Source organism: Rhodococcus sp. IEGM 1354, from assembly GCF_030056855.1.
Taxonomy (GTDB): domain Bacteria; phylum Actinomycetota; class Actinomycetes; order Mycobacteriales; family Mycobacteriaceae; genus Rhodococcoides.
Genome location: NZ_JASHKT010000006.1, coordinates 414,886 through 435,613 on the forward strand (window position 1 = coordinate 414,886; position 20,728 = coordinate 435,613).

A 20,728-nucleotide genomic window follows, 5' to 3' on the forward strand; every position below is an offset into this window, starting at 1 on the left:
GCGTCGGATTCTCGGGTGACGGCATCGTTGGTCTCGTGCTCCGGTGGAACGAGGTAGATATCGTGCGGGGCAGAAGACGAGGTGATGACGTTCCTTCCGGAGTGTTCGCGCTGGCCGAGGAACCCCGGTGCCGTCTCAGTCTAGTGCAGGTGCGGTGCCTTTCGGACGCGCTGCGGTAGAACCCTGCTCGCTGCTACCAGGCCCAGTGCAACCCCGGCGGTGTCGGCGAGTGCATCGGCGGCCGATCCGGAGCGGCCGAGAGGCAGGATCGCCTGCAGGAACTCCGACATCACCGCGAACACCAGCACCCACAGTGCGGTCCTGACCCAGCCGATGCCGGCGAGTCGGGAGGTGTAAGCGAGAGCAGCGAACAGGATGCAATGAATGATCTTGTCGCTGTGTTGAAAGCCGGAAGGCACCCCCGACGCGGGGGTGAACAGAACGATCAGCGCGACGACGAAGGTGACGGCCAGGGGAATTCGGTACGTCGACTTCGAGATCACCGCGAAGAGTTTACCGGCGCTGCAGCACCACCACCGTGTCGATGCGCTCGTCGCCGTCCGGCGTCGTCCGGGTGCGGTGTTCGGCGTGAATCACCTCGAACCCGTCGCCCGCCGCAGCGACGACCGGTTCCGGTGCGAACAGTCGGTGCTTGGCCGGGTGCTGCGAGGCGTGGCTGTCGCTGGGACTGTGGCCGACGATCAGTAGACGGCCCTGCGGTGCAACAGCAGCGGCGAACCTGCGGGTGGTCAGTTCCAATTCGTCCGGCGGCACCTGCAGGAAGTGCACCGACACCAGATCGAACGCTGCGGCCGGGGGAGTCCAGTCCAGTACGTCCTCCTGACGCCAATCCACCGCGAGTGTCTGGGGCCCGAGTGCCTGCTGTGCGGCGCGAGCGCGGCCCAGGGCGACATCGGAGATGTCGACGCCCGTCACGTTCCATCCTTCGCCGGCCAGCCAGAGTGAGTCGGCACCTTCACCGCAGCCGATGTCCAGGGCACGGCCCGGAGTCAGCGCGGACGCTTCCTGAACCAACACGGCGTTGGGATTTCCGCTCCAGATGGCGGTGCGTTGGTTGTAGAGGTTGTCCCAGAACGATTCGTCGAAGGCACCGTTCTCGAAATCCGGTTCCGGGTGGGTCGCGTCGGCGGGATGAGTGTGAGCAGGTGTGTGGTCGGCCATGGTTCGAGAGTGCCCGCTATGCGCCGCGAGCGCAAACAAATTTGCTCGATCGGCAAAAAACAGTGTTGGGTAAAGTATGCCGTCATGACCGAACCGGAACGCGAAGTACTGACGTGGGAGACCTTCGGAGACGCCTCGCGCGACCTGACGAAGAAGATCGTGGACGACGGGTTCGTTCCGGACATCGTCATCGCGATCGCCCGCGGCGGATTGATCCCTGCCGGTGCCATCTCCTACGCCATGGGTGTCAAGGCTGCGGGCACCCTCAATGTCGAGTTCTACTCCGACATCGAGGAAACCCTGCCCGATCCCGTTGTCCTCGAACCTCTTCTGGATACCGACGCGATCGTCGGCAAGAAGTTGCTCGTGGTGGACGACGTCGCCGATTCCGGCCGCACCCTGGCTCTGGTGATCGATCTACTGAAGGCGCACACCGCCGACGTGCGGTCGGCCGTGATCTACACCAAGCCCAGAACCATTGTGCAGCCGGACTACTCGTGGCGCGAGACCGACAAGTGGATCAATTTTCCGTGGTCCACGTTGCCGGTCATCACCTGAGCTATTCGCTGGAGACGTCGATCAGCACCTTGCCGACGGTTCCGTTCTCGACGGCGTCGTGTGCGGCTGCGGTCTCGCTCAGCGGGAAGCGGTGCAAGGGGAGGCCGGTGGCGTCGCCCACCTCCAGCACACCTGCTGCGGCCGCGGCGCTGACATCCGCCTCGGCGTTACGTAGAGCCTCGTCGCCCACGGTGTAGAGGAGCACGAACTGGTAGCGAGTGTTGAGCACCATGTTCGGCCGGACGTCGAGGGTGATGGTGTCGCCGCCGTTGTTCGCGTAGACGGCAACCGATGCTCGGTTCGCTCCCACGGCCGCGTTGAGTGCGGCGTTCTGTGCGGGAGCAACCTCGACGACGAGATCGATTCCGGCGGGTACCAATTCGCGGATGTCAGCGGCGGCGTCTCCGGTCTTGTAGTTCACCACGTGGTGCGCGCCGGCAGCGGTGGCCAGTGCGCCCTTCTCCGGTCCGCTGACGGTCGTCACCACGGTCGCGCCTGCCCAGCGGGCCAGTTGGATCGCGGCATGGCCGACGGCACCGGCGCCTCCGGCGACGAGTACCGACTTGCCTTCCAACGCGCCGGGATGCAAGCGAGACGGGCCGTCCTCCGACACCGTCAATGCGCGGTGTGCCGTCATCGCGGGTACGCCGAGGCTCGCGCCGACGTCGAAGCCGACGCCGTCGGGCAGAGCAACCACACGTGACGCGGGAAGGTTGGTGAACTTCTGCGCCGTTCCGGTCGGACGCTGATGCTGGGCCAGGTACACCCAGACGCGATCTCCTACGGCCAGCCCCTCGACATCAGGGCCCACGGCGTCGATCACTCCGGCACCGTCCTGGTTCGGAACCACCTCGTCGAACGCCAGCTTCTCGCCCGGTCCGGAACCGGTTCTGTTCTTCCAGTCCGTCGGATTGACGCCCGAGACCACGACGCGCACGCGCACTTCGCCTGCGGCCGGCTCGGTCACCTCGCGATCTTTCGGTTCGAGGACGGACGAATCGCCGGTGCGGGTGTACACGATTGCTGGAGAAGTCATACCGGGTTCAACGCGCCTGGAGGGCCCCGATGTTCCCTTCGCGGCAATCGGGGTATGCATGACTGGCTATCAGTGCTCGACGAAAGAGGCGTACTCGATGAACCACAACGACCTGCTGACCGACGCGTTCGGCCGGATCAAGGAACTCGTTCACTCGGTGTTGGACGACATCCCCGCTGCCGCGTTGACCTATCGGCCCGACACCGATGCCAACAGCATCGCATGGTTGCTGTGGCACCTGACGCGAGTGCAGGACGACCACATCGCGGGTGTGGCCGGGAGCGAACAGGTCTGGACGTCGGACTCGTGGTTCGAGCGTTTCGGATTGCCGTTCGACAAGTCCGACATCGGGTACGGCCAATCGTCCTCCGACGTCGCTCAGGTCACCTCGAGCGCCGAGTTGTTGCGCGAATACCACGACGCCGTGCACTCGAAAACCGTTGCGTACCTGAGCAGTATCTCGACCGACGATCTGGACCGGATCGTCGACGAGAACTGGGATCCGCCGGTCACGTTGGGTGCGCGCCTGGTGTCCGTGGTCTCCGACGACCTTCAGCATGCCGGGCAGGCGTCGTACGTTCTCGGCCTGTACACCCGGCAGGCCTAGCCGTCAGGCGTAACGTTTCTGCAGGTTCTCCAGCGTCTTTCGGATGTTGCGACGCTGGAACTGCGGGAACGTCTTGCCGCTGGTGACGATCTTGTCGAACACGAGCGCCAGGGCATCGGGCCATTTCGTTCTGTCGTCGGTCCAGGTTTCGGTGACCTTTGTGCCGCCTGCGACCGGCTCGAAGTCGTATCGCCAGGTTGCGTTCGCGCCCTTGATCTTCGGAGCGCTCTTGCCGATGGCGTGGACGCGGAACTCGAAGGTCTTGCCTGGGTCGGCTGCGGTCACGGTGCAGCGAGTGATCCACTTCGCCCTGCCGCGCTTGTTGGTTCCGTCGAACACCATGCCCACGTATGCGCTTTCGCGAGGTTCGTGGACCGTGGCACCGGTGTTCTCGGGACTCCACTGCCCCATCTTGGTGGGGTCGCTGATCGCGGCGTACAGAGTATTCACGTCGGCGTTCACCACGATGCTGTCGGACACCACGAATTCGCGCTTCACGAAGACGCACCGTTCTTGAGACCCGGGTGGATGCGAGTGAGCATGGGGACCAACAACGTTCGCGGAGTGATCTGCGCGAAGATCGATCCGATGCGGTTGGCGGGCCCGGGGATCGAGACCATGCGCCCCTTGGTCATGTCGTCGACGGCAGTCTTGGCCACCGTTTCTGCCGACACCCACATGATCGATGGAAGTGCCTTCTCTGCATCGTCTTTCGCGAAGCCCGCGGCCTCGCCGAAACCGGTTTGTACCGGTCCCGGGCACAGCGCCGTCGCGGTCACTCCGGTTCCGCGCAGTTCTCCGGTCAGAGACTGGGTGTAGGAGAGAACGAACGCCTTGCATGCGCCGTACCCGGCCTGTCCCGGCAAGGGCTGGAACGCGGCGGTCGAGGCCACGTTGAGAAGTGCCCCGCGTCGTCGATCGGTCATGCCGGGGAGGAATCGGGTGCACAGATCGGCGACGGCAACCACGTCGACCTCGATCATGTTCATCTCTGCTTCGGGGTCGGATTCGACGACCGGGCCGAGTGTCGACAGCCCGGCGTTGTTCACCAGAATGTCCGGTATCAGCCCGAGTTCGGTGATGCGCCCGAGTAATTCGGCGCGGGCGCTGCGATCGGACAGGTCTGCTGCGAGCACCTCCGCGCGAACTCCCCGCGAGCGGAGTTCGTTCGCAAGCTCCTCGAGCTTGTCGGCGCGGCGGGCGACGAGGGTGACTCCATGGCCTCGGGAGGCGAGTTCGCGAGCGATGGCGGCACCGATTCCGGAAGACGCTCCGGTCACGACGGCAGTCCGGTCGGGTGCGGGGCGAGGAAGGCTCATGCCTCCACCGTAGCGAACGCCCGCTGTGCAGCGCATTTGAAACTGATTGAGAGGTTAGCCTAGTCTTACTTTAACGTCCCTTTGCATGTCGAGAGGTATCCATGTTCTCTGCTCCAACGGCCGGTCGACGTTTCACTCGCCGTGCGTGCCTGCTGTCCGCGCTCGCTGTGTCTGCCCTGGTGGTGGGTGCCTGTTCGAGCACCGATACTGCCGAGTCGGAACAGGGCGAGTCCGGAGACTTCGCCGCCGTCACCATCGATTCGGCACTGGGTCAGGCCGTCATCACCGAGAAGCCGGAGCGCATCGTGACGCTCGGCCAGGGCTCGGCAGAGACGGCGATCGCGCTGGGCACCGTCCCCGTCGGCGTCGAGGAGTATTCCTGGGGTGCCGATGACACCGGCTACTTGCCGTGGGTGCACGACGCGGTCACCGAATTGGGGGCCGAGCTTCCCCAACAGTTCACCGGCGGAACGGAATTGAACATCGAGGCCGTCGCGGCGCTCGAACCGGATTTGATTCTCGCACCGTGGTCCGGCGTGACGCAGGATCAGTTCGACAAGCTCAGTGCCTTCGCCCCGGTGGTCGCCTACGAGGAAAAGCCGTGGACCACGACGTGGCAGGACCAGATCACCGTCATCGGCAAGGCGATGGGTGAGGAGCAGAAGGCGGCCGAGGAGATCGACAAGATCGAGAACCGCTTCGCCGACGCCGCCGCCCAGCACCCCGAGTATGCGGACGTGAGTTTTTCGTACATCTACAACACCGGTCCCGGGACGCTCGGAGTGTTCCTCGCCGACGAGCAGCGCGTCGCGATGGTCCGCGGACTCGGGCTGCAGGTCGATCCGGTGGTGAACACGCTCGACGAGACCGAGGGCACCGACTCGTCGGTCATCGGCTTGGAGAACGCGAATCTGTTGAACGACTCGGATCTGATCTTCACCTTCTACTCGGATCCGCAGAACCGCACCGACACCGAGAATCAGCCTGCGTACAAGCAGATTCCGGCCGTGTCCCGCGGGTCGGTCGTTGCGCCGACGGATCAGTCCTTCGTCACCGGGTCATCGATCATCAACCCGCTGACGGTGCCGTGGGCACTCGAGCGCTATGTACCGATGATCGACGAGGCTGTTGCGAAGGTCGACGCCGGCATGTCTTCGACCAATTGAGCGGAGCGTAGAAGAGACGGTCGATCTCGACCCCATCGAGTCGCAGACGGTGCAGAAAGCCCGCGGTGGTCTACTCGAATCAATCTGTTGAGCAATCTCTTCCAGCCCCGCACCGTGTTCTCGGTGCGGGGCTGGTGTGTTTGCGTGGAGCTGGTGTGCGTTCGACGGGCCTATGCGATGTGGGGGCCTGCTCGGGCGTGGGATTGTCGGGGTTGTCGGTAGGGGTCGACGGTGGCCGGGGGTACGAACCAGGGGTGTTGATCGGTGCCGATGAAGACTTCCCAGTCACTGTGGTGGATCAGGCGGTGGTGGAACCCGCAGAGCAGGACCAGGTTGTCCATATCGGTGGGGCCACCGTCGGCCCAGTGCCAGATGTGGTGACCTTCGGTCCAGGCGGCGGGTTTGCCACAGCCCGGGAACGCGCAACCGTGATCGCGGGCAGTCAAGGCGCGTTTCTGTTTCGCGGTGACGGTACGGGCGGTGCGGGCGAGGTTCAACGGGTTGCCGTTCTCGTCCATGACGATCGCGGTGAGAACACAGTCGCAGGCGAGTTGGCGGGAGGTGTTGCGCGAGAGTGGTCCCATCCAGGGCAGCCACCCGACGGTGGTGCCATCGCCGAACAGGTCCTGATACGCGCTGCGATCCTGGCTCGGTCCGGCAGCACTGCCGGTCTGGAGTTCATCCGCCGCGTCCGACTCGGTCAGGTCGGAGTGTATTGGGTCGGAGTGGATCGGGTTGCCGGCGTCGATGTCCACCGGGTCGAATGGATCGGCGTTGTCGGATTCTGCTGCTGTGCGGGTGGTTTCGTCGTCGGTGATGTCGTCGGTGATGTCGTCGGTGTTCTGACCGCTCAGGCTGTGGAGGTCCTGCAACCGGATGTGCAGGTTGATGTGCGGTCTTTCGCCGCCTTCGGTGGGGCGATCCTTGGTAGCAAGGTAGTGGTCGAGGATCTGCCCGAATGCCTCGGCGCGGCGTTGCGCGGGACTGCGTTCGTCGGGGGTGCCGTCGGCTGCGGGCCGGGGTTCGGTCAACGGTGAGAGTGCGGTGAATAGCTTTTCTGCGGTGACGGCATCGAAGTCGGCTTTGAGGCAGAGGCGTTGGTTGAGCATCTTCGATGCGAACAGTTCGTTGCGGTCGGTGTCCTCAGGGGGCGGCTTGTCGCTGCCGTAGGTGTCTTTGAGTTTGGTGATCGCTTCACGGATCTTGTCGGTGCGTGCCCCGGGCCCGGTGGCGGCGGTGATCATCGCGGTGCGGGCGATGTCTTGACCGGCTCTAGGGAGGAGTTTGGGTGGTGTTTCGGCGAAGGTGAGGATCAGGGCGGCGTGGTCGATGGTCATGACGCCGGTGTCCACTGCGTCGGCGATGTCGGGGAAGTTCTTCAGTCCGCGGGCGAGGGCGACGATCTTGTTCGCTTTGCTGGGGGTGAGGAGGGTGGTGGAGGTGAGCCAACCGGCGGGCCCGGGGAAGCCGAGTTTCTCCCGCGAGACGCGGGTGTCGATCTCGGCGACCAATGCGATCCGCCGGGCTTCCAGCAATTGGATGTCGTGGGAGACCGCGGCAGCGTCGGCGAGCAGTTCTGCTTCGCTCAGTTGCCAGATCTCCGTGGTCATAGGAAGAAGTTTATCGAACGTGCGTTCGATACACAATGATGGTGCAATCGAAAACTATTGCAGTGCATAAGGATTCGATAGTCCGAACCTGTCGGTGGCGCATGGTAGAGGCTCGATCTCTCCGGCGACCGCACAAGACCGCGATACTTCGACGAGAAGTACACCCGAGCATCGGTGCATGTGGACCGGACCCATCGACCCCGAACGTTGCCCGAGTACCGAGCCGGGGTGAGACCGCGGCGGTGTGATCTCGCGACGACGATTCGGTGCAGAGCGCAATGCCCCCAAGAGTCCGCTCGGTATCGCCGACGGCGACGCCCGAACCTGCGCTCGAGCGATCTGCCAATTCTGCTGCTCTACTGAGTTGTTCGGGGATCCTCTGTGCGCGGCGGACTGAATGCACTGTCGGCTGCGACAGGTGGAACATGCTCGGTCCTCGTGGCAGCGTCTCAGCCGGCGTGGTGGGCGTCGCGCAGTCGGTGCCCACGACGCCGCGCAAGGCAGGGCTGATCTCACTGCCGCCGAGCCTCCTCCCGAGTCGATACTCGCGATAGTCGAGGGCGCGTCAGTACACCTCGCGTTGCCGCTCCTGTTCCAACACCTGCTCGAGGTCGTTCAATCGGTTCATGGACGACACCTGTCGCGCGGTGCGGTGGTTCAGTGCCAACATCTCGCGATGCCTGTGCACGAATGCCCAGTAGCCGGCGGTGAAGGGGCAGGCGTCGTCGCCCAGTCGTTTCTTCGGGTTGAACTCGCACGGCTTGCAGTAGTCGGTCATGCGGTTGAGGTACGCCCCGCCCGAGGCGTAGGGCTTGGTGGCAATCACGCCGCCGTCTGCGTGTTGACTCATGCCGATGACGTTCACCGGCATCACCCAGGCGAATCCGTCGACGAAAGCCGTGGCGAACCACTCGGTCAACGCTCGTGGGTCCCAGGCATGTTGCAGCGCAAAGTTTCCCAGGATCATCAACCGCGGAATGTGGTGCACCCAGCCGCGGTCGCGTACGCCGTCGACGGTACTGGACAGGCACTTCGCGACCACCGCATCGCCGTCCAACTCGAGAAGCCAATCCGGTAGTGGCTCATGGGCTTCGAGCTTGTTGCGCTCGAGGTACTCGGGCCCCAGATGCCAGTACAGATGCCACACGTACTCGCGCCAGCCGAGGATCTGTCGAACGAAGCCCTCGACACTCGCCAGCGGGGTGCCGTCGCGGTGAGCGTCCTCGGCGGCGTGTGCCACGTCCAGCGGTTGCAGCAGGCCGAGGTTCAGCGGTACCGAGAGCAGTGAGTGCGACATCGTCCAGTCGTCGGCCATCACCGCGTCCTCGTACTTGCCGAAGTCGTCCAAGCGATAGTTCACGAAGTGCGCCAACGCTTCCGAGGCTTCGGTCGCGGTCACCGCGAACACTCGGGGCCCGTCGACTCCGACGGTGTCGAGGTCCCAGTCGTCGAGGTCGGCTCGCACCTTGTCGTCGATGGCATCCTCGGTCGGCCACCACGGTTCTTCGACACCCAGGGTCAGGCGTCCCTTCGGGGGTGGCGACTGGTTCTCGGCGTCGAGGTTCCATTTGCCCGAGACCGGATCGGCACCGTCCATCAGCACATCGAATCTCTTGCGCTGCTCGCGGTAGAACGTCTCCATGCGGAAGGTGCCGCGCTCGGCCGCCCAGTCGGCGAACTCGGCCCGGGGGAGCGCGAACATCGGCGTCGGCAGAATTTCCGAGACCAGACCTTCCTCGTGCAAGGCGGCGACGAATTTCTCCGCCGCGTGCGAGGTGGGCTCGAACACCACCACGGGCTTGCCGTACTCGGCCAGGGCTTCGCGATACGTCTCGGTCTGCAGATAAGTGACGCGGTCACCCAGCTCGTCGGCCAGGTGCCGCATCCCGGACAAAACGAGATGGAGCTTCTGTCGGTGGTATCGCCGGCGTCGGAACACGCGCCTGGACTCGATCATCAGCACGTCTCGTTCGGCATGCTCGTCCACCGAGTGGTAGTGCGGGCCGAGCTGATCACCGAACAACCACAGAGCGTCCATTCTCGGAGTGTTCTCCCGCAGCGACGAAGGCAAACCAGCGTCCGCAGCATGGCCGGCCGGTGAACACTGTGGTCGACCCAGGCGCGCCTTACTTGACCACCGACCATCCATCGCATGGACTGACCCGATGCCCGCTGATTCTGCGCTGTCCAGAAGAACGTTTCTTCGCTCGTCGTCGGTCGCTGTTGTCGTGGCCGGAGTCGTCACGACACTGCCCGCGGTCGCCCACGCCCAGGGCAGCGATCGAGGCTTTCTGCACGGGGTGGCATCGGGAGATCCGTTGCCCGACGCGATCATTCTGTGGACCCGCATCACCCCCACTCCCGACGCCACCCCGGGCTCCGGCGTCGGCCCGCAGGTATCGGTGACCTGGCGCATCGCCCGGAACGTAGACATGAGTGGCGTCGTCGCCTCCGGAACCGTGTCCACCGGCCCCGACTCCGATCACACCGTCAAGGTCGATGTCGACGGACTCAGCGCAGACACCACGTACTTCTACGATTTCCGCACGAACGACGCGGCGTCGGCCGTCGGGACCACGCACACCGCCCCGGCCAACGATGCCGACATCGAGGCGATGCGTTTCGGCGTCGTCTCGTGCTCCAATTGGGAGTCGGGCTACTTCGGTGCCTATCGCCACCTGGCAGCCAGGGGAGACCTCGACGTCATCGTCCATCTCGGTGACTACATCTACGAGTACGAGACGGGCGGCTTTCCGGGGCGCGACGGCGTCGTCCGGCAGCATTCGCCCACCCACGAGATCGTCACCCTTGCCGACTACCGCCAGCGGCACGGTCAGTACAAGTCCGATCCGGATCTGCAGGCCGCCCACGTCGACGTTCCGTGGATCTGCACGTGGGACGACCACGAGTCGGCCAATGACGCGTACGACGGCGGCGCCGAGAACCACACGCCGGCCACCGAGGGCGATTGGTACACGCGCAAGGCCAACTCCGAGAAGGCCTATTACGAGTGGATGCCGGTCCGCGCAGCAGGCACTGCCACCAACCGTCACCTGTACCGCAGGCTGCGGTTCGGCAACTTGCTCGAACTTTCGATGCTGGATCTACGGACCTACCGCTCGCAGCAGGTGTTGCCGTTCAACGGTCCCGAGGTCGATTCGCCCAACCGGACCATCACCGGTGCCGAGCAGATGCAGTGGCTCACCGACGGCATCGTCTCGTCGCCGACGCAGTGGAAGATCGTCGGCAATCCGGTGATGATCACTCCGACATTGATCCCGCCGCTCGACCGCGATGCGGCCAAGGCAGTCACCTCGCTCCTCGGGATCCCGGAGGGCGGCTTGCCCTACAACGCTGATCCGTGGGACGGATACACGGCCGACCGCCGCAAGCTGCTCGGTGCGATCGTCGATGCAGGCGTGGACAACACGGTCTTCATCACCGGCGATATCCACTCGGCCTGGGCCTGCGAGGTACCCCTCGACGCAGCGCACTACGCAACGACGGAACCGGCTGCCACCGAACTCGTCGTCACGTCGGTGAGCTCGGCCAACATCGACGATCTGACGCACACTCCGCCGCACACGCTGGGCCGTGTCGCCGAGGAAGCGTTCAAGGCGCTCAACCAGCACGTGAAGTTCGTCGACCTCGACAGTCACGGTTTCGGCGTCTTCGAGGTCACCAAGACGGCGGCTCGGATGGACCACTGGTTCCTCACCGCCAAGGAGGATCCGCGGACCGGCGTGTACTGGGGAGCGGGCTACACCGTCGACTCCGGCACCCAGCGGCTTCGGGCGGCGGCGCCGCCACTGGGCTGACCCGCCATACTGGAGGGCGTGGCTGTACCGAAAATCGTCCTGTTCTACGTGTTCACTCCATTGCCAGATCCCGAGGCGATCCGGCTGTGGCAGCAGACGCTGGCCGCGTCCAACAACCTGACCGGACGCATCCTCATCTCCGAACACGGCATCAACGCGACGGTCGGCGGTGACGTCGACGACGTCAAGAGGTACGTTCGCGGCACCCGCAGCTATCCGGCGTTCAAGTCGGCCGACATCAAGTGGTCCGACGGGCTCGGCAACGACTTTCCTAGACTGAGCGTGCGAGTGCGCGACGAGATCGTCACGTTCGGAGCCCCCGGGGAACTGAAGGTCGACACCGGCGGCGTGGTCAACGGCGGAACTCATCTGAGCCCGCAGCAGGTGCACGAGCTCGTGGATTCCCGCGGCGACGACGTCGTCTTCTTCGACGGACGCAACGCGTTCGAGGCCCAGATCGGCAAGTTCAAGAATGCAGTGGTCCCCGACGTGGAGACGACAAAGGACTTCGTCTCCCAGCTCGATTCGGGTGCCTACGACCATCTGAAGAAGTCCCCGGTGGTCACGTATTGCACCGGGGGAGTGCGGTGCGAGGTGCTGTCTTCGTTGATGGTGGCCCGCGGGTTCGAAGAGGTCTACCAGCTCGACGGCGGAATCGTCCGGTACGCAGAGACTTTCGGCGACGACGCGCTCTGGGAGGGCTCGCTCTTCGTCTTCGACAAGCGGATGGCACAGAACTTCTCCGACCACACGGCCGTCATCGGGCGTTGCAGTGCGTGCGGCAACCCGACGTCGCGTTACCAGGACTTCGACGGTGATGCCGGCCGTGGTTTGCGGTTGATCTGTCTCGAGTGCGCCTGAGTGATGCTGCCCTTTCGAGACGGTCTTGCACCTCTGAGACTGCTTCTGCCGCATGGTGATCCGGCCACTACCATCGTCGAATATCTCGAACGTGAGATGCCCGACGACGATTGGCGTGGGGCCATCCGCGACGCCGAAGTGGTCGACGAGAAGGGCAGGCCCATCTCCGACGCGACGCGCTACCGCGCCGGTAGCCAGGTGTACTTCTATCGTGTTCCGGCGCAGGAGGTTCCGGTTCCGTTCGAGATCGGTATCCTGCACGAGGACGATGATCTTGTGGTGGTCGACAAGCCGCACTTCCTCGCCACCATTCCACGCGGTCGGCACGTCACCGAAACAGCGACCGTGCGCCTACGCAAGCAGTTCGACTGCCCCGACCTCACGCCCGCGCATCGACTCGATCGCGCGACAGCAGGGGTGCTGCTCTTCACCAAGACCAAGCATGCCCGACGGCCGTACCAGGAACTCTTCTCCTCACGCAACGTCACCAAGGAATACGAGGCCGTCGCGGGATTCGATGCAGCACTGCAGTTTCCGCGCGTAGTGCGTAGCCGAATCCTCAAAGAGCACGGCGTCATGACGGCGTACGAGGAGCCGGGGGAGCCGAACAGCGAGACCCGCATCGAACTCGTCGACACCTTCGGCACGTCCGCCCGATATCAACTCTTCCCCAAGACCGGCAAGACCCACCAACTGCGAATCCACCTGTCGTCGTTGGGCATTCCCATCGTGAACGACCCGTACTATCCGGTGTTCACATCGACTCCAGCCGACGACTTCACTCGGCCGTTGCAACTCCTGGCCCGGGCACTGGACTTCACCGACCCGCTCACCGGCGAACAGCGGCGATTCGCCAGCGCCCGAGAACTCCAGCTCTGACGCCCAGGAATCGATCGTTCGGACGATTGTGACAATTCGGACGCGAGGTTAGCGTAACGATCGAAACATGTCCGATGGAAGCACAGAGGAGAACTGCGTGAAGCGTCGTATTGCTGTTGTGTTGGGAGCTGCCGTCATCGCTATAGCGTCGCCAGCGGTCGCGGTGGCCGATACCGGAAGCGCGAGCACCGGTAGCGCGAGCGGTGCGTTGGGTGGTTTCGACATGCTGTCGCGGCTTTGGGAGGCCTGCGCGGTGACCATCTTCACCGGACAGTGCACCGGTGTCGTCGCCACAGACGTGACCTACTGGTAACGCGTGCCCTGAGCCGCACCCTCCGCCGAACCCCCCGAACCGACAAACGCGCGCGCATTCGCCAGACGCTCACGGAACAGGTAACCATTCTGCGAGCATCCAGCAAACGCGCGCGCGTTTGCGTGGAGCCAGTGCCCTACTTGGCCAGCGACCGCGCCATTCCGCGTTCGACGGCGGCGACCAGCTGCGGGCGTAGTTCGGCGGCGGGGACGATGTGGTGCACCGATCCGACGCTCTGTGCGCGCTGGATGTTGTGGATGGCCTCGAATTCGGCCGCCACTTCACCCAGTTTGGCGTTGCGGGCGTTCGCTCGCACGGTGGCCAGCTCGACGCGCAGAGCCGAGCGGGTGGCGTCGTCCTCGGCTGCGTTCAGTCGTGCTTCGAGCTCCTTGACGTCGGCGTCCGCTGCGGTGCGGGCGTTGACGTCGCGGGTGAACACCACCGCGGCTGCCGGGGCACCGCCGAGTACGGAGGCGAAGGAGCCCTCCACTGCGAGGACCTCCATATTGTCGTTGAGTGCTCCGGAGAACACGACGAACGCGCCGCCGTGGTAGCGCGAGACAACACAGAACACGACCGGTCCGTCGAAGTTGACGATGGCGCGGCCGATTTCGGCGCCGTATTCGAGCTGGATGTTGCGCAGCGATTCCGGTGATCCGTCGAAGCCGGAGAGGTTGGCCAGCACCACGATCGGCCGGCTTCCGCTGGCGGCGTTGATGGCGCGTGCCGTCTTCTTCGACGAGTTCGGGAACAAGGTTCCCGAGGTCCACTGATCGGGGCCGTCGGACGGGAACCAGCCCTTGCGGGGGATGGCTCGCGATTCGATTCCGATCACGGACACCGGGATTCCGGCGAGGTGAGCGTCGAACACCACCGAGGTGTCGGCATCGGCCATGTCGGCCCACCGCTCGAGCACCGAGTGATCCTGGTCGACCACGGCGCGCATCACGGTGCGAATGTCGAACGGCTTCTTGCGGTCCGGGTTGGTGACCGAGGAGAAGATGTCGCCGACGGTGGTGAAGTCGCTCGACGGGTGCACGTGCGGGTAGGTACGCACGTCGCGCTCGGTCGGGTCGGCCGTGGCTGCACGGCGTGGGAAGCGTTCTCCCGGTGCGGCATACGCGTGATCGTAGTGCGCGAACAGGATGTCGCATGCAGCTCGCAGGTTCGGTGCCCAGTACTGCGCCTGGCCGTTGGGGCCCATGACGCGGTCGTAGCCACCGATACCGAAGTTGTCCTCGGCCGAGACGCCGCCGGAGTAGTCCAGGGACTGCTTTCCGGTGAGCACCATCGCACTGTCGGGGGTCATCACCAGGATGCCCTTGGTGTGGGTGAGCATCGTGGCTTCGGCGTTCCAGTACGGCTGCGCGCCGACGTTGATGCCCGCGACGACGATGTTGATTTCGCCGCCGGCCTGGGTGAAGGTGATGATGCGGCGCAGGCCGCGCGAAACCCAGTCCATGTTCTCGGTGCCCGATTCCATGGAAATCGTTGCGCCGGAGGACAATGCGAACCATTCGACGGGAGCCCCGAGTTGTTCGGCGAGGTCGATGGCCGCGACGATCCGCGAGCACTCCGCCTCGGCGACGGTGCCGAGTGCCTTGGTGGGGTCACCGAAGAGTGCGACGCGGGTGATGCCCTCGGGGTACTTGGCGGTCGGGGTGGTGGCCACGCCGACGATGACGCCCGCGGAGTTGCGGCCGTAGGGACGATCGACCGGTGCGAGCACGCCGTCGCCGTCGAAGTCGTACTCGGTGAACGTGCCACCGTTGCTGCTGAGCAACGGAATCAGCTCGTACGGGTACACGGTCCCGCGGGCCTGAGACCGCTGCACTTTCTGGGTGTACTCGTCGAGTGGACGCATCGGCTCGGTCGGCGGCGGGGTCACCTTGGCGACGATGCCGGCACCGGACCGGTACGACAGGCGCAGAGCCACCTCGCGCGGTGTCGCGCCCGGCGTTTCGGCCAGGCGTGCGATCAGCGTGATCTCTTCGAGTCCGGCTCCGATGGTCAGCGGTGCGATGTGCCGGGCGATGGTGGCGATGCGGTCTGCGGGCACGTTCAGTACCGGCCACACGTACAGCACGACGCGGTTGGCGTCGAGACGCTTCTTGCCGCGTCCGGCCTGGGCCCGGCGGATTCCGTCGAGGCAGGCTGCGACGGTTCGTTCGATCTCCGGCACGGCGACGATGTTTCCGGCGTCGTCCAACTGTGTTGTGATGCCCCGGATCTCGGCGAGGGCGACGAGTCGCTCGTCCGACGGGTTGGCCTTGGACGTCAGGTGGAACAGGTAGGTTCCGGCGCTGGCGGGCAGGCGAACTCCGTCGAAGTTCTTCAGTCGCCACAGGTCGAGTCGCTGACCGGTGAGTGGGTGCATGTCCCGGATGATGGTGTCCTCGGCGAGGGGCTCGGATCCCTCGACCGTGGTGCGGCGGTAGGTCATCTTTCGCGTGACCGCGCCGAACACGGTCACCGTGACCCGGCGCCAGCGGCCGGAGCCGGAGTGTGCGGCCAGAGCTTCCTGCAGTCGGGCCGAGAGCACGTCGCCGTCGGCGGGGGCGTCCGGCCACGACAGGTACAGGTCCACGGCAAGGTTTTCCGGCGACGGGCCGGCGATGTCCTCGACGGCGTCGAGAGTCGTTGCGAGGGAATCGAAGTCCGTCGCGGTCGAGATCAGATGCAGCCGTTCGCCCGAGAGCTCGAAGTTGCCGGTGACGAAGTGCTTACCGTCGCGGTCGAAGGCCTTGACGTCTTCGAGGGTGCGAATTTCGTAGTACTGACGGGTGATTACCTCGAGCAGGGCACCGGGATCGGTGATCCGTTGTGCCAGAAGCTCGATCAGCGGTTCCGGGGTGGCGACCAGAGCGGCGACACGAGCCGAGTAGTCGGCTGCGTCGGGATTCTCGGCCAAGTACTGCAGGCTGCCGCGGACGCCGTCGTAGACCTTCTCGCGGGCCATCCGTATCTGCGGCTCGTCGAACAACCGGAAACGCAGGTTGCGGGCGACGTCGCCGATGACGGGGTAGCGGGCCTGAGTGGCACCGATGAGGCGCTCGAGTACCTCGGCCATGGCCGGGGTGGCCTCGGGCTGGGCGGAGGAGTCACTGAGCCAGTGGCCGAGCAGGGCCGCGATGACCGGTACCTGATTCTCCATGCGCTGCAGTGCGAGGAAGACGCGGTAGACGGCTTCTTCGAGAGCCGGGGTTCGGCCCTCGTCGATGGCGGCGTCGTAGTGCGCGAGCGCGCGAGTGAGCTTGGCGCGGAACGACTCCGGCAGGCCCTGGACGTCCGCGTCGAGCGAGTGCAGGAACGAGTGGAAGTGCTCGCGGGGGGAGTGGACTCGCTCGTCGTTGTTCTCCTCGTCCATCGTCGGACGGTTGCGGGAGAGCTCGCAGATGTCAGCGAAGGTGTTCAGCAACGCCAGTTCGGCGGTGACCAGCTCCGAATCGTCGCGTGGCACGTCGGCGCGCAGAGTCTCGTAGGTGGACAACAGGTTTCGTGCCCGAGCTCCGCTGACGTCGAAGCCGGTGATGAGGGCTGCGAGTTCGTCGAGCCGGTCCAGTGCCCGGCGCTGCGGCGAACGCTGCGCGGCGTCGTCGACGCCACGGAACTGCACCCGAGGTGCCTGCTCGGAGACCTTCTGTTCTCCGGCCTGATCGACGCGCAGCAGTGCAGCTCCCGCGTCGACCTGTCCGTTGACCGAGGCCAATACCTCACGCACGGTTCCCGCGTACGGGGACCGAACGGCAGTTTCCATCTTCATCGATTCGAGGACGACGAGGGTCTGTCCTGCTTCGACCTCGTCGCCGACGGCGACCGGGACGGCGACGACGACAGCGGGTGCAGGCGCGCGGACCAGCCCGGCCTCGTCCTGGGAGATCTGATGGCTGATGCCGTCGACCTCGACGAGGAAGTGGGCGGCTCCGGCGACGGTGACGACCTGGTAGCGGCGGTCACCGATGACGAGGCGGCTCTCGTAGGTGCCGAGGCGCTCGACGTCGACCTGCAGTTCGCCGATGCCGTCGCTTTCGATGCTGTATCGGTGAGTTCCGGTCTGGCCGACCTCGAGCTTGTAGGCCTGACCCTGGTAGTTGAGCTCGACGGTGCGGCCGATGGCGTGTGTCGCGCGTGGGCGGCCGCCTCGTGCGGAGTTGAGGAACGCGGTGCGCTCGCGACCTTCCTCGGCGTCGTAGGCGTCGATCGCTGCGGCGACGATGGCGATGTCGGCGACGGCGGTCGGCCCCACCTGCGAGCCGGCTTCGGTGCGGTCGAGCCAGCCGGTGTCGGCGGAGGCGGAGATGACTTCCTCGCGGTCGAGCAGGCTGAGCAGGAACGACTTGGTGGTGGTGCCGCCGTCGATGACGACCGTGGTCTCGCGCAGCGCATTGCGCAATCTCGCCAGCGCTTCGCTGCGGTCTCGGCCCCAGGCGATGACCTTGGCAACCATGGAGTCGTAGTCGGGTGGGATGACATCGCCCTGGGCGATTCCGGTGTCGACGCGGATGCCGGTGCCGAGGGGGAACTTGAGCAGCTCGACGGTGCCGGGGGCCGGTGCGAAGCCGTTGTCGGCGTCCTCGGCGTTGAGGCGGGCCTCGACGGCGTGACCGAACTCGGGCGGGCAGTCGCCGGGCAGTGCCTGGCCGTCGGCGACGAGGATCTGCAGCTTCACCAGGTCGATGCCGGTGGTGTATTCGGTGATCGGGTGCTCGACCTGCAGGCGGGTGTTGACCTCGAGGAACGTGAAGATCTTCTGCTCGGGCTGGTAGAGGTACTCCACGGTGCCCGCGCCCTGATATCCGGCGGCCTTGACCAGTTCGGCCGACGCGGTGCGCAGCTGATCGGACTGTTCCTTGGTCAGCAGCGGGGAGCTGGACTCCTCGATGACCTTCTGATTGCGACGCTGGATCGAGCAGTCGCGCACACCGGGGGCCCACACGTTGCCGTGACTGTCGGCGATGACCTGGACCTCGACGTGCCGGGCATCGGTGACCAGGCGCTCGAGGAACACGACGGGGTCGCCGAACGAGCGCTCGGCCTCACCCTGGGTGCGTTCGAGGGACAGTTCGAGTTCGTCCTCGTGGAAGACCTTGCGGATACCGCGGCCACCGCCGCCCGAGCGGGCCTTGATGATCAACGGATAGCCGATCGCCGCGGCGTGACGACGGGCATCGGCGCGGGTCTCGACAGGGCCACCGGACCACGGTGCGACGGGAACGCCGACCTTCTCGGCGAGAATCTTGGCCTCTACCTTGTCTCCGAGCAGGCGCATCGCGTCCGCGGACGGGCCGATGAAAGTGATGTTCAGGCGGGCGACCAGGTCGGCGAACGTCGGGTCCTCGGCGACGAAGCCCCAGCCGACCCATACGGCGTCGGCCCCGGATTCCACGAGTGCCGCTTCCAGCACGCCGTAATCGAGGTAGGCCGAACCGCTCGCCGGCTTGCGCAGCGTGACCGCTTCGTCGGCCAGGCGGACGAACATGGCCCGCTTCTCGGCCTCGGTGTGCAGCGCTACGGTGCGGATGCCGTAATCGTGTTCGGCGTTGAGCTCTCGGACGGCTCGGATCAGCCGTACTGCTGCCTCGCCTCGGTTGACTACTGCAATCCGCTTGAACAACGTATCTCTCTTCGCTCGGTGTAGGCGCACATCGCGTCGGTGCACTCGATGGGAGGTGGGTCCGGCTGGGCATGTCCGTTTGATGGTTGTCGGGTCGTTCCGCAGGCTCCGGTCCTGCGCCCATGCAGCACTCCGGTCGACTTATTCTAGCGGCAACCGGGCCCTGTGCCGTGCCAACGGCGTTCGGGGTGAGTGTGATTGATCACGAACGAGCCAATTCAATTCTGTGACAACACATTCCGTACTGGACATTTTCTTTCCTCTGCCTCACATCGGATTCGTACTCACGAGTAGTGTTGTCGGGACGCATAATTCGTGATTCCTCACCACCTCTGGCTACCGGCGAGTACATTACCGACGGGTACAGGTCGACGAAGGCGGTTCCGGACGAGCAGCAGGGTTGCGGAGGCGGCGTTCATCCGGCGTGTCCGACGCTCTTGTCCGGTATCCGCAACGCGTTGACCCACAGCCTCGTCGCAGTGGCAAGCAGTGCCTCGTAGTCGGCGTCGGGATTGCCGTCCTCGGCGTCGACGACGAAGTGGTTGAACGCGAGACGACTGATCATCGACGACAACGCGCGGGAGGCGAGCAGAGGGTCGAGGTCGGTATCCGCCACGCCGCGGTTCTGCAGGCTCTCGATACTGCGTGCGTTGCGTCGAACGAACGCGTCGGCGCGTTCGCGGCGCAGGCGGCGAAAGGCGGGATCGATGTTGGAGACCTGCTCGAGCAGCGCCATCAGCTTGGCGTTGCGCCGATATGCCTCGAAGTAGGCCCGGTTGCTGGCTGCGATCACGGCGGCCGGATCGTCGTGGGGGTCCACCCGTTCCGTGCCGGGGTGCAGCATGTCGTCCCTGGCCTGTTCGAGCACCGCGGCCAGAATTTCTTCCTTGCTGGTGAAATACGTGTAGAAGGAGCCTGCCGAGCAGTGCGCGGCTCTGGTGATGTCGATGAGCCGGGAATCGAGGTAGCCGCTGTCCTCGAACACGCGTCGGGCGGCTGCCACCAGTGCGGATCGGGTCCGTAGTCCGCGCTGGGTCGTCGGCCGGCGAGTCGGCTGCTCCCCTTCGGACACCGGTGCGGCAGGCATTCAGTCTTTATACGTCATCGCTCATCGCCGTCGGGGCGAACCAGCCGGGTGAACCGCACGCCGCTGTCGAACTGGCGTGAGTGCAGATGCTCGAACCTTCGTGCGGTCGGCGGCTCGGGTCCGGTTTCGGGCGCGAACAGACCGATGCCCCGGCCGAGCACGACGGGGTAGACCTTGAGAAACAGCTCGTCGATCTCGTCTATGAGCTGCCCCGCGAGGTGGCCGCCGCCGCACAGCCACACGTCGGCGTCGCTGTCCTCGGCTTTGAGTTCTCGAACCAGGTCGATCGGGTTCCGACCGACGATCGGCTCGGTGGCGTCCGTCGCGTCGGGCAACGTACGAGAGAGCACGTACTGCCGCAGATGCGGGTACGGGCTGGTGATGCCGATGTCGAGCGCAGGTTGCAGGGTCGCCCGGCCCATCACCACGGTGTCGAACCGCGCCGGCGGGGCATCGATGCCGAGCGCGGCGCGGACGTGCACCGGCAGCGTCTCGGGCAGCTCGGTCACGATGGCCTCGAGGTGGTCACCCTCGGTTGCGAAGCAGTCGTAGGTGCCGTCGGGCGCGGCAATGTATCCGTCGAGTGTGACGGCGATGTAGTAGACCAGTTTGCGCATGCGACGCTCCTGTGATCGGCGACCGGTACCAGTCCGGACGGGCCGCGTTTTCTGTTGATGT

17 protein-coding genes are annotated in these 20,728 nt (G+C 65.1%); 7 read left to right on the top strand and 10 right to left on the bottom strand.

The annotated features are described in order from the left end of the window. Nucleotides 1-140: 140 nt before the first annotated feature. Together QM588_RS16275 and QM588_RS16280 are read right to left on the bottom strand one after the other, a co-directional pair. Nucleotides 141-503 carry a VanZ family protein gene (locus QM588_RS16275; RefSeq protein WP_283314769.1) on the bottom strand — a complete coding sequence of 121 codons (363 nt, stop codon included), beginning with the start codon at nt 501-503 and terminating at the stop codon, nt 141-143. A 10-nt stretch (nt 504-513) separates the two neighbouring features. Further along, entirely contained in the window at nt 514-1,182 is a 669-nt protein-coding gene (locus QM588_RS16280) for a class I SAM-dependent methyltransferase (protein WP_283314770.1), read from the bottom strand. An 84-nt stretch (nt 1,183-1,266) separates the two neighbouring features. Between QM588_RS16280 and QM588_RS16285 the strand changes: the two genes are divergently transcribed. Continuing rightward, a complete protein-coding gene (locus QM588_RS16285; RefSeq protein WP_283314772.1) occupies nt 1,267-1,740 on the top strand; it encodes a phosphoribosyltransferase in 474 nt (157 codons plus the stop codon). Nucleotide 1,741: 1 nt separating this feature from the next. Here the strand turns inward: QM588_RS16285 and QM588_RS16290 are convergent, their stop codons facing one another. Continuing rightward, on the bottom strand, nt 1,742-2,776 hold the full coding sequence (locus QM588_RS16290; protein WP_283314773.1) for an NADPH:quinone reductase: 1,035 nt from the start codon (nt 2,774-2,776) through the stop codon (nt 1,742-1,744). A gap of 97 nt (nt 2,777-2,873) precedes the next feature. Here QM588_RS16290 and QM588_RS16295 point away from each other — a divergent pair, with 97 nt between their 5' ends. Beyond that, a complete protein-coding gene (locus QM588_RS16295) occupies nt 2,874-3,383 on the top strand; it encodes a mycothiol transferase (protein WP_283314775.1) in 510 nt (169 codons plus the stop codon). Between the two features lie 3 nt (nt 3,384-3,386). On the opposite strand, the gene QM588_RS16300 is transcribed toward QM588_RS16295, so the two are convergent. Next, a complete protein-coding gene (locus tag QM588_RS16300) occupies nt 3,387-3,881 on the bottom strand; it encodes an SRPBCC family protein (protein WP_283314776.1) in 495 nt (164 codons plus the stop codon). After that, nucleotides 3,878-4,702, bottom strand: coding sequence for an SDR family NAD(P)-dependent oxidoreductase (locus QM588_RS16305; RefSeq protein ID WP_283314778.1), 825 nt, complete (start codon nt 4,700-4,702; stop codon nt 3,878-3,880). Before QM588_RS16305 ends, QM588_RS16300 begins: the two co-directional genes overlap by 4 nt. 101 nt (nt 4,703-4,803) lie before the next feature. Between QM588_RS16305 and QM588_RS16310 the strand changes: the two genes are divergently transcribed. Continuing rightward, nucleotides 4,804-5,868, top strand: a complete 1,065-nt coding sequence (locus QM588_RS16310; protein ID WP_283314779.1) for an iron-siderophore ABC transporter substrate-binding protein — start codon at nt 4,804-4,806, stop codon at nt 5,866-5,868. A gap of 170 nt (nt 5,869-6,038) precedes the next feature. Here the strand turns inward: QM588_RS16310 and QM588_RS16315 are convergent, their stop codons facing one another. Further along, nucleotides 6,039-7,478 (bottom strand): HNH endonuclease signature motif containing protein, encoded by a 1,440-nt coding sequence (locus QM588_RS16315; RefSeq protein WP_283314781.1) that lies wholly within the window; start codon nt 7,476-7,478, stop codon nt 6,039-6,041. 565 nt (nt 7,479-8,043) lie between these two features. Next, nucleotides 8,044-9,516 (bottom strand): cryptochrome/photolyase family protein, encoded by a 1,473-nt coding sequence (locus tag QM588_RS16320; RefSeq protein WP_283314782.1) that lies wholly within the window; start codon nt 9,514-9,516, stop codon nt 8,044-8,046. Between the two features lie 127 nt (nt 9,517-9,643). Here QM588_RS16320 and QM588_RS16325 point away from each other — a divergent pair, with 127 nt between their 5' ends. The 4 genes from QM588_RS16325 to QM588_RS16340 all read left to right on the top strand — a co-directional run bounded on the left by QM588_RS16325 (nt 9,644) and on the right by QM588_RS16340 (nt 13,349). Then, nucleotides 9,644-11,296, top strand: a complete 1,653-nt coding sequence (locus QM588_RS16325) for an alkaline phosphatase D family protein (protein WP_283314783.1) — start codon at nt 9,644-9,646, stop codon at nt 11,294-11,296. An 18-nt stretch (nt 11,297-11,314) separates the two neighbouring features. Further along, a complete protein-coding gene (gene trhO, locus QM588_RS16330; protein WP_283314784.1) occupies nt 11,315-12,157 on the top strand; it encodes an oxygen-dependent tRNA uridine(34) hydroxylase TrhO in 843 nt (280 codons plus the stop codon). Nucleotides 12,158-12,160: 3 nt separating this feature from the next. Further along, nucleotides 12,161-13,036: a pseudouridine synthase gene (locus tag QM588_RS16335; protein WP_283314853.1), complete on the top strand. Its 876-nt coding sequence runs from the start codon at nt 12,161-12,163 to the stop codon at nt 13,034-13,036. A 97-nt stretch (nt 13,037-13,133) separates the two neighbouring features. Beyond that, complete coding sequence (locus QM588_RS16340) at nt 13,134-13,349, top strand: hypothetical protein (RefSeq protein WP_283314785.1); 216 nt, start codon at nt 13,134-13,136, stop codon at nt 13,347-13,349. Between the two features lie 136 nt (nt 13,350-13,485). Here QM588_RS16340 and QM588_RS16345 read toward each other — a convergent pair whose 3' ends face one another. From QM588_RS16345 to QM588_RS16355, 3 genes are all read right to left on the bottom strand, one after another. After that, nucleotides 13,486-18,963 carry an ATP-binding protein gene (locus QM588_RS16345; protein ID WP_283314786.1) on the bottom strand — a complete coding sequence of 1,826 codons (5,478 nt, stop codon included), beginning with the start codon at nt 18,961-18,963 and terminating at the stop codon, nt 13,486-13,488. A 415-nt stretch (nt 18,964-19,378) separates the two neighbouring features. Next, on the bottom strand, nt 19,379-20,050 hold the full coding sequence (locus QM588_RS16350) for a TetR/AcrR family transcriptional regulator (RefSeq protein ID WP_283314787.1): 672 nt from the start codon (nt 20,048-20,050) through the stop codon (nt 19,379-19,381). A gap of 14 nt (nt 20,051-20,064) precedes the next feature. After that, complete coding sequence (locus tag QM588_RS16355; RefSeq protein ID WP_283314788.1) at nt 20,065-20,667, bottom strand: dihydrofolate reductase family protein; 603 nt, start codon at nt 20,665-20,667, stop codon at nt 20,065-20,067. Nucleotides 20,668-20,728: the final 61 nt, after the last annotated feature.

Bases quoted from the DNA above. Each gene is read 5' to 3' on its own strand.
- QM588_RS16280 (WP_283314770.1), bottom strand. From the start codon at position 1,182: ATGGCCGACCACACACCTGCTCACACTCATCCCGCCGACGCGACCCAC.
- QM588_RS16285 (WP_283314772.1), top strand. From the start codon at position 1,267: ATGACCGAACCGGAACGCGAAGTACTGACGTGGGAGACCTTCGGAGAC.
- QM588_RS16290 (WP_283314773.1), bottom strand. From the start codon at position 2,776: ATGACTTCTCCAGCAATCGTGTACACCCGCACCGGCGATTCGTCCGTC.
- QM588_RS16295 (WP_283314775.1), top strand. From the start codon at position 2,874: ATGAACCACAACGACCTGCTGACCGACGCGTTCGGCCGGATCAAGGAA.
- QM588_RS16305 (WP_283314778.1), bottom strand. From the start codon at position 4,702: ATGAGCCTTCCTCGCCCCGCACCCGACCGGACTGCCGTCGTGACCGGA.
- QM588_RS16310 (WP_283314779.1), top strand. From the start codon at position 4,804: ATGTTCTCTGCTCCAACGGCCGGTCGACGTTTCACTCGCCGTGCGTGC.
- QM588_RS16315 (WP_283314781.1), bottom strand. From the start codon at position 7,478: ATGACCACGGAGATCTGGCAACTGAGCGAAGCAGAACTGCTCGCCGAC.
- QM588_RS16320 (WP_283314782.1), bottom strand. From the start codon at position 9,516: ATGGACGCTCTGTGGTTGTTCGGTGATCAGCTCGGCCCGCACTACCAC.
- QM588_RS16325 (WP_283314783.1), top strand. From the start codon at position 9,644: ATGCCCGCTGATTCTGCGCTGTCCAGAAGAACGTTTCTTCGCTCGTCG.
- QM588_RS16335 (WP_283314853.1), top strand. From the start codon at position 12,161: ATGCTGCCCTTTCGAGACGGTCTTGCACCTCTGAGACTGCTTCTGCCG.
- QM588_RS16350 (WP_283314787.1), bottom strand. From the start codon at position 20,050: ATGCCTGCCGCACCGGTGTCCGAAGGGGAGCAGCCGACTCGCCGGCCG.
- QM588_RS16355 (WP_283314788.1), bottom strand. From the start codon at position 20,667: ATGCGCAAACTGGTCTACTACATCGCCGTCACACTCGACGGATACATT.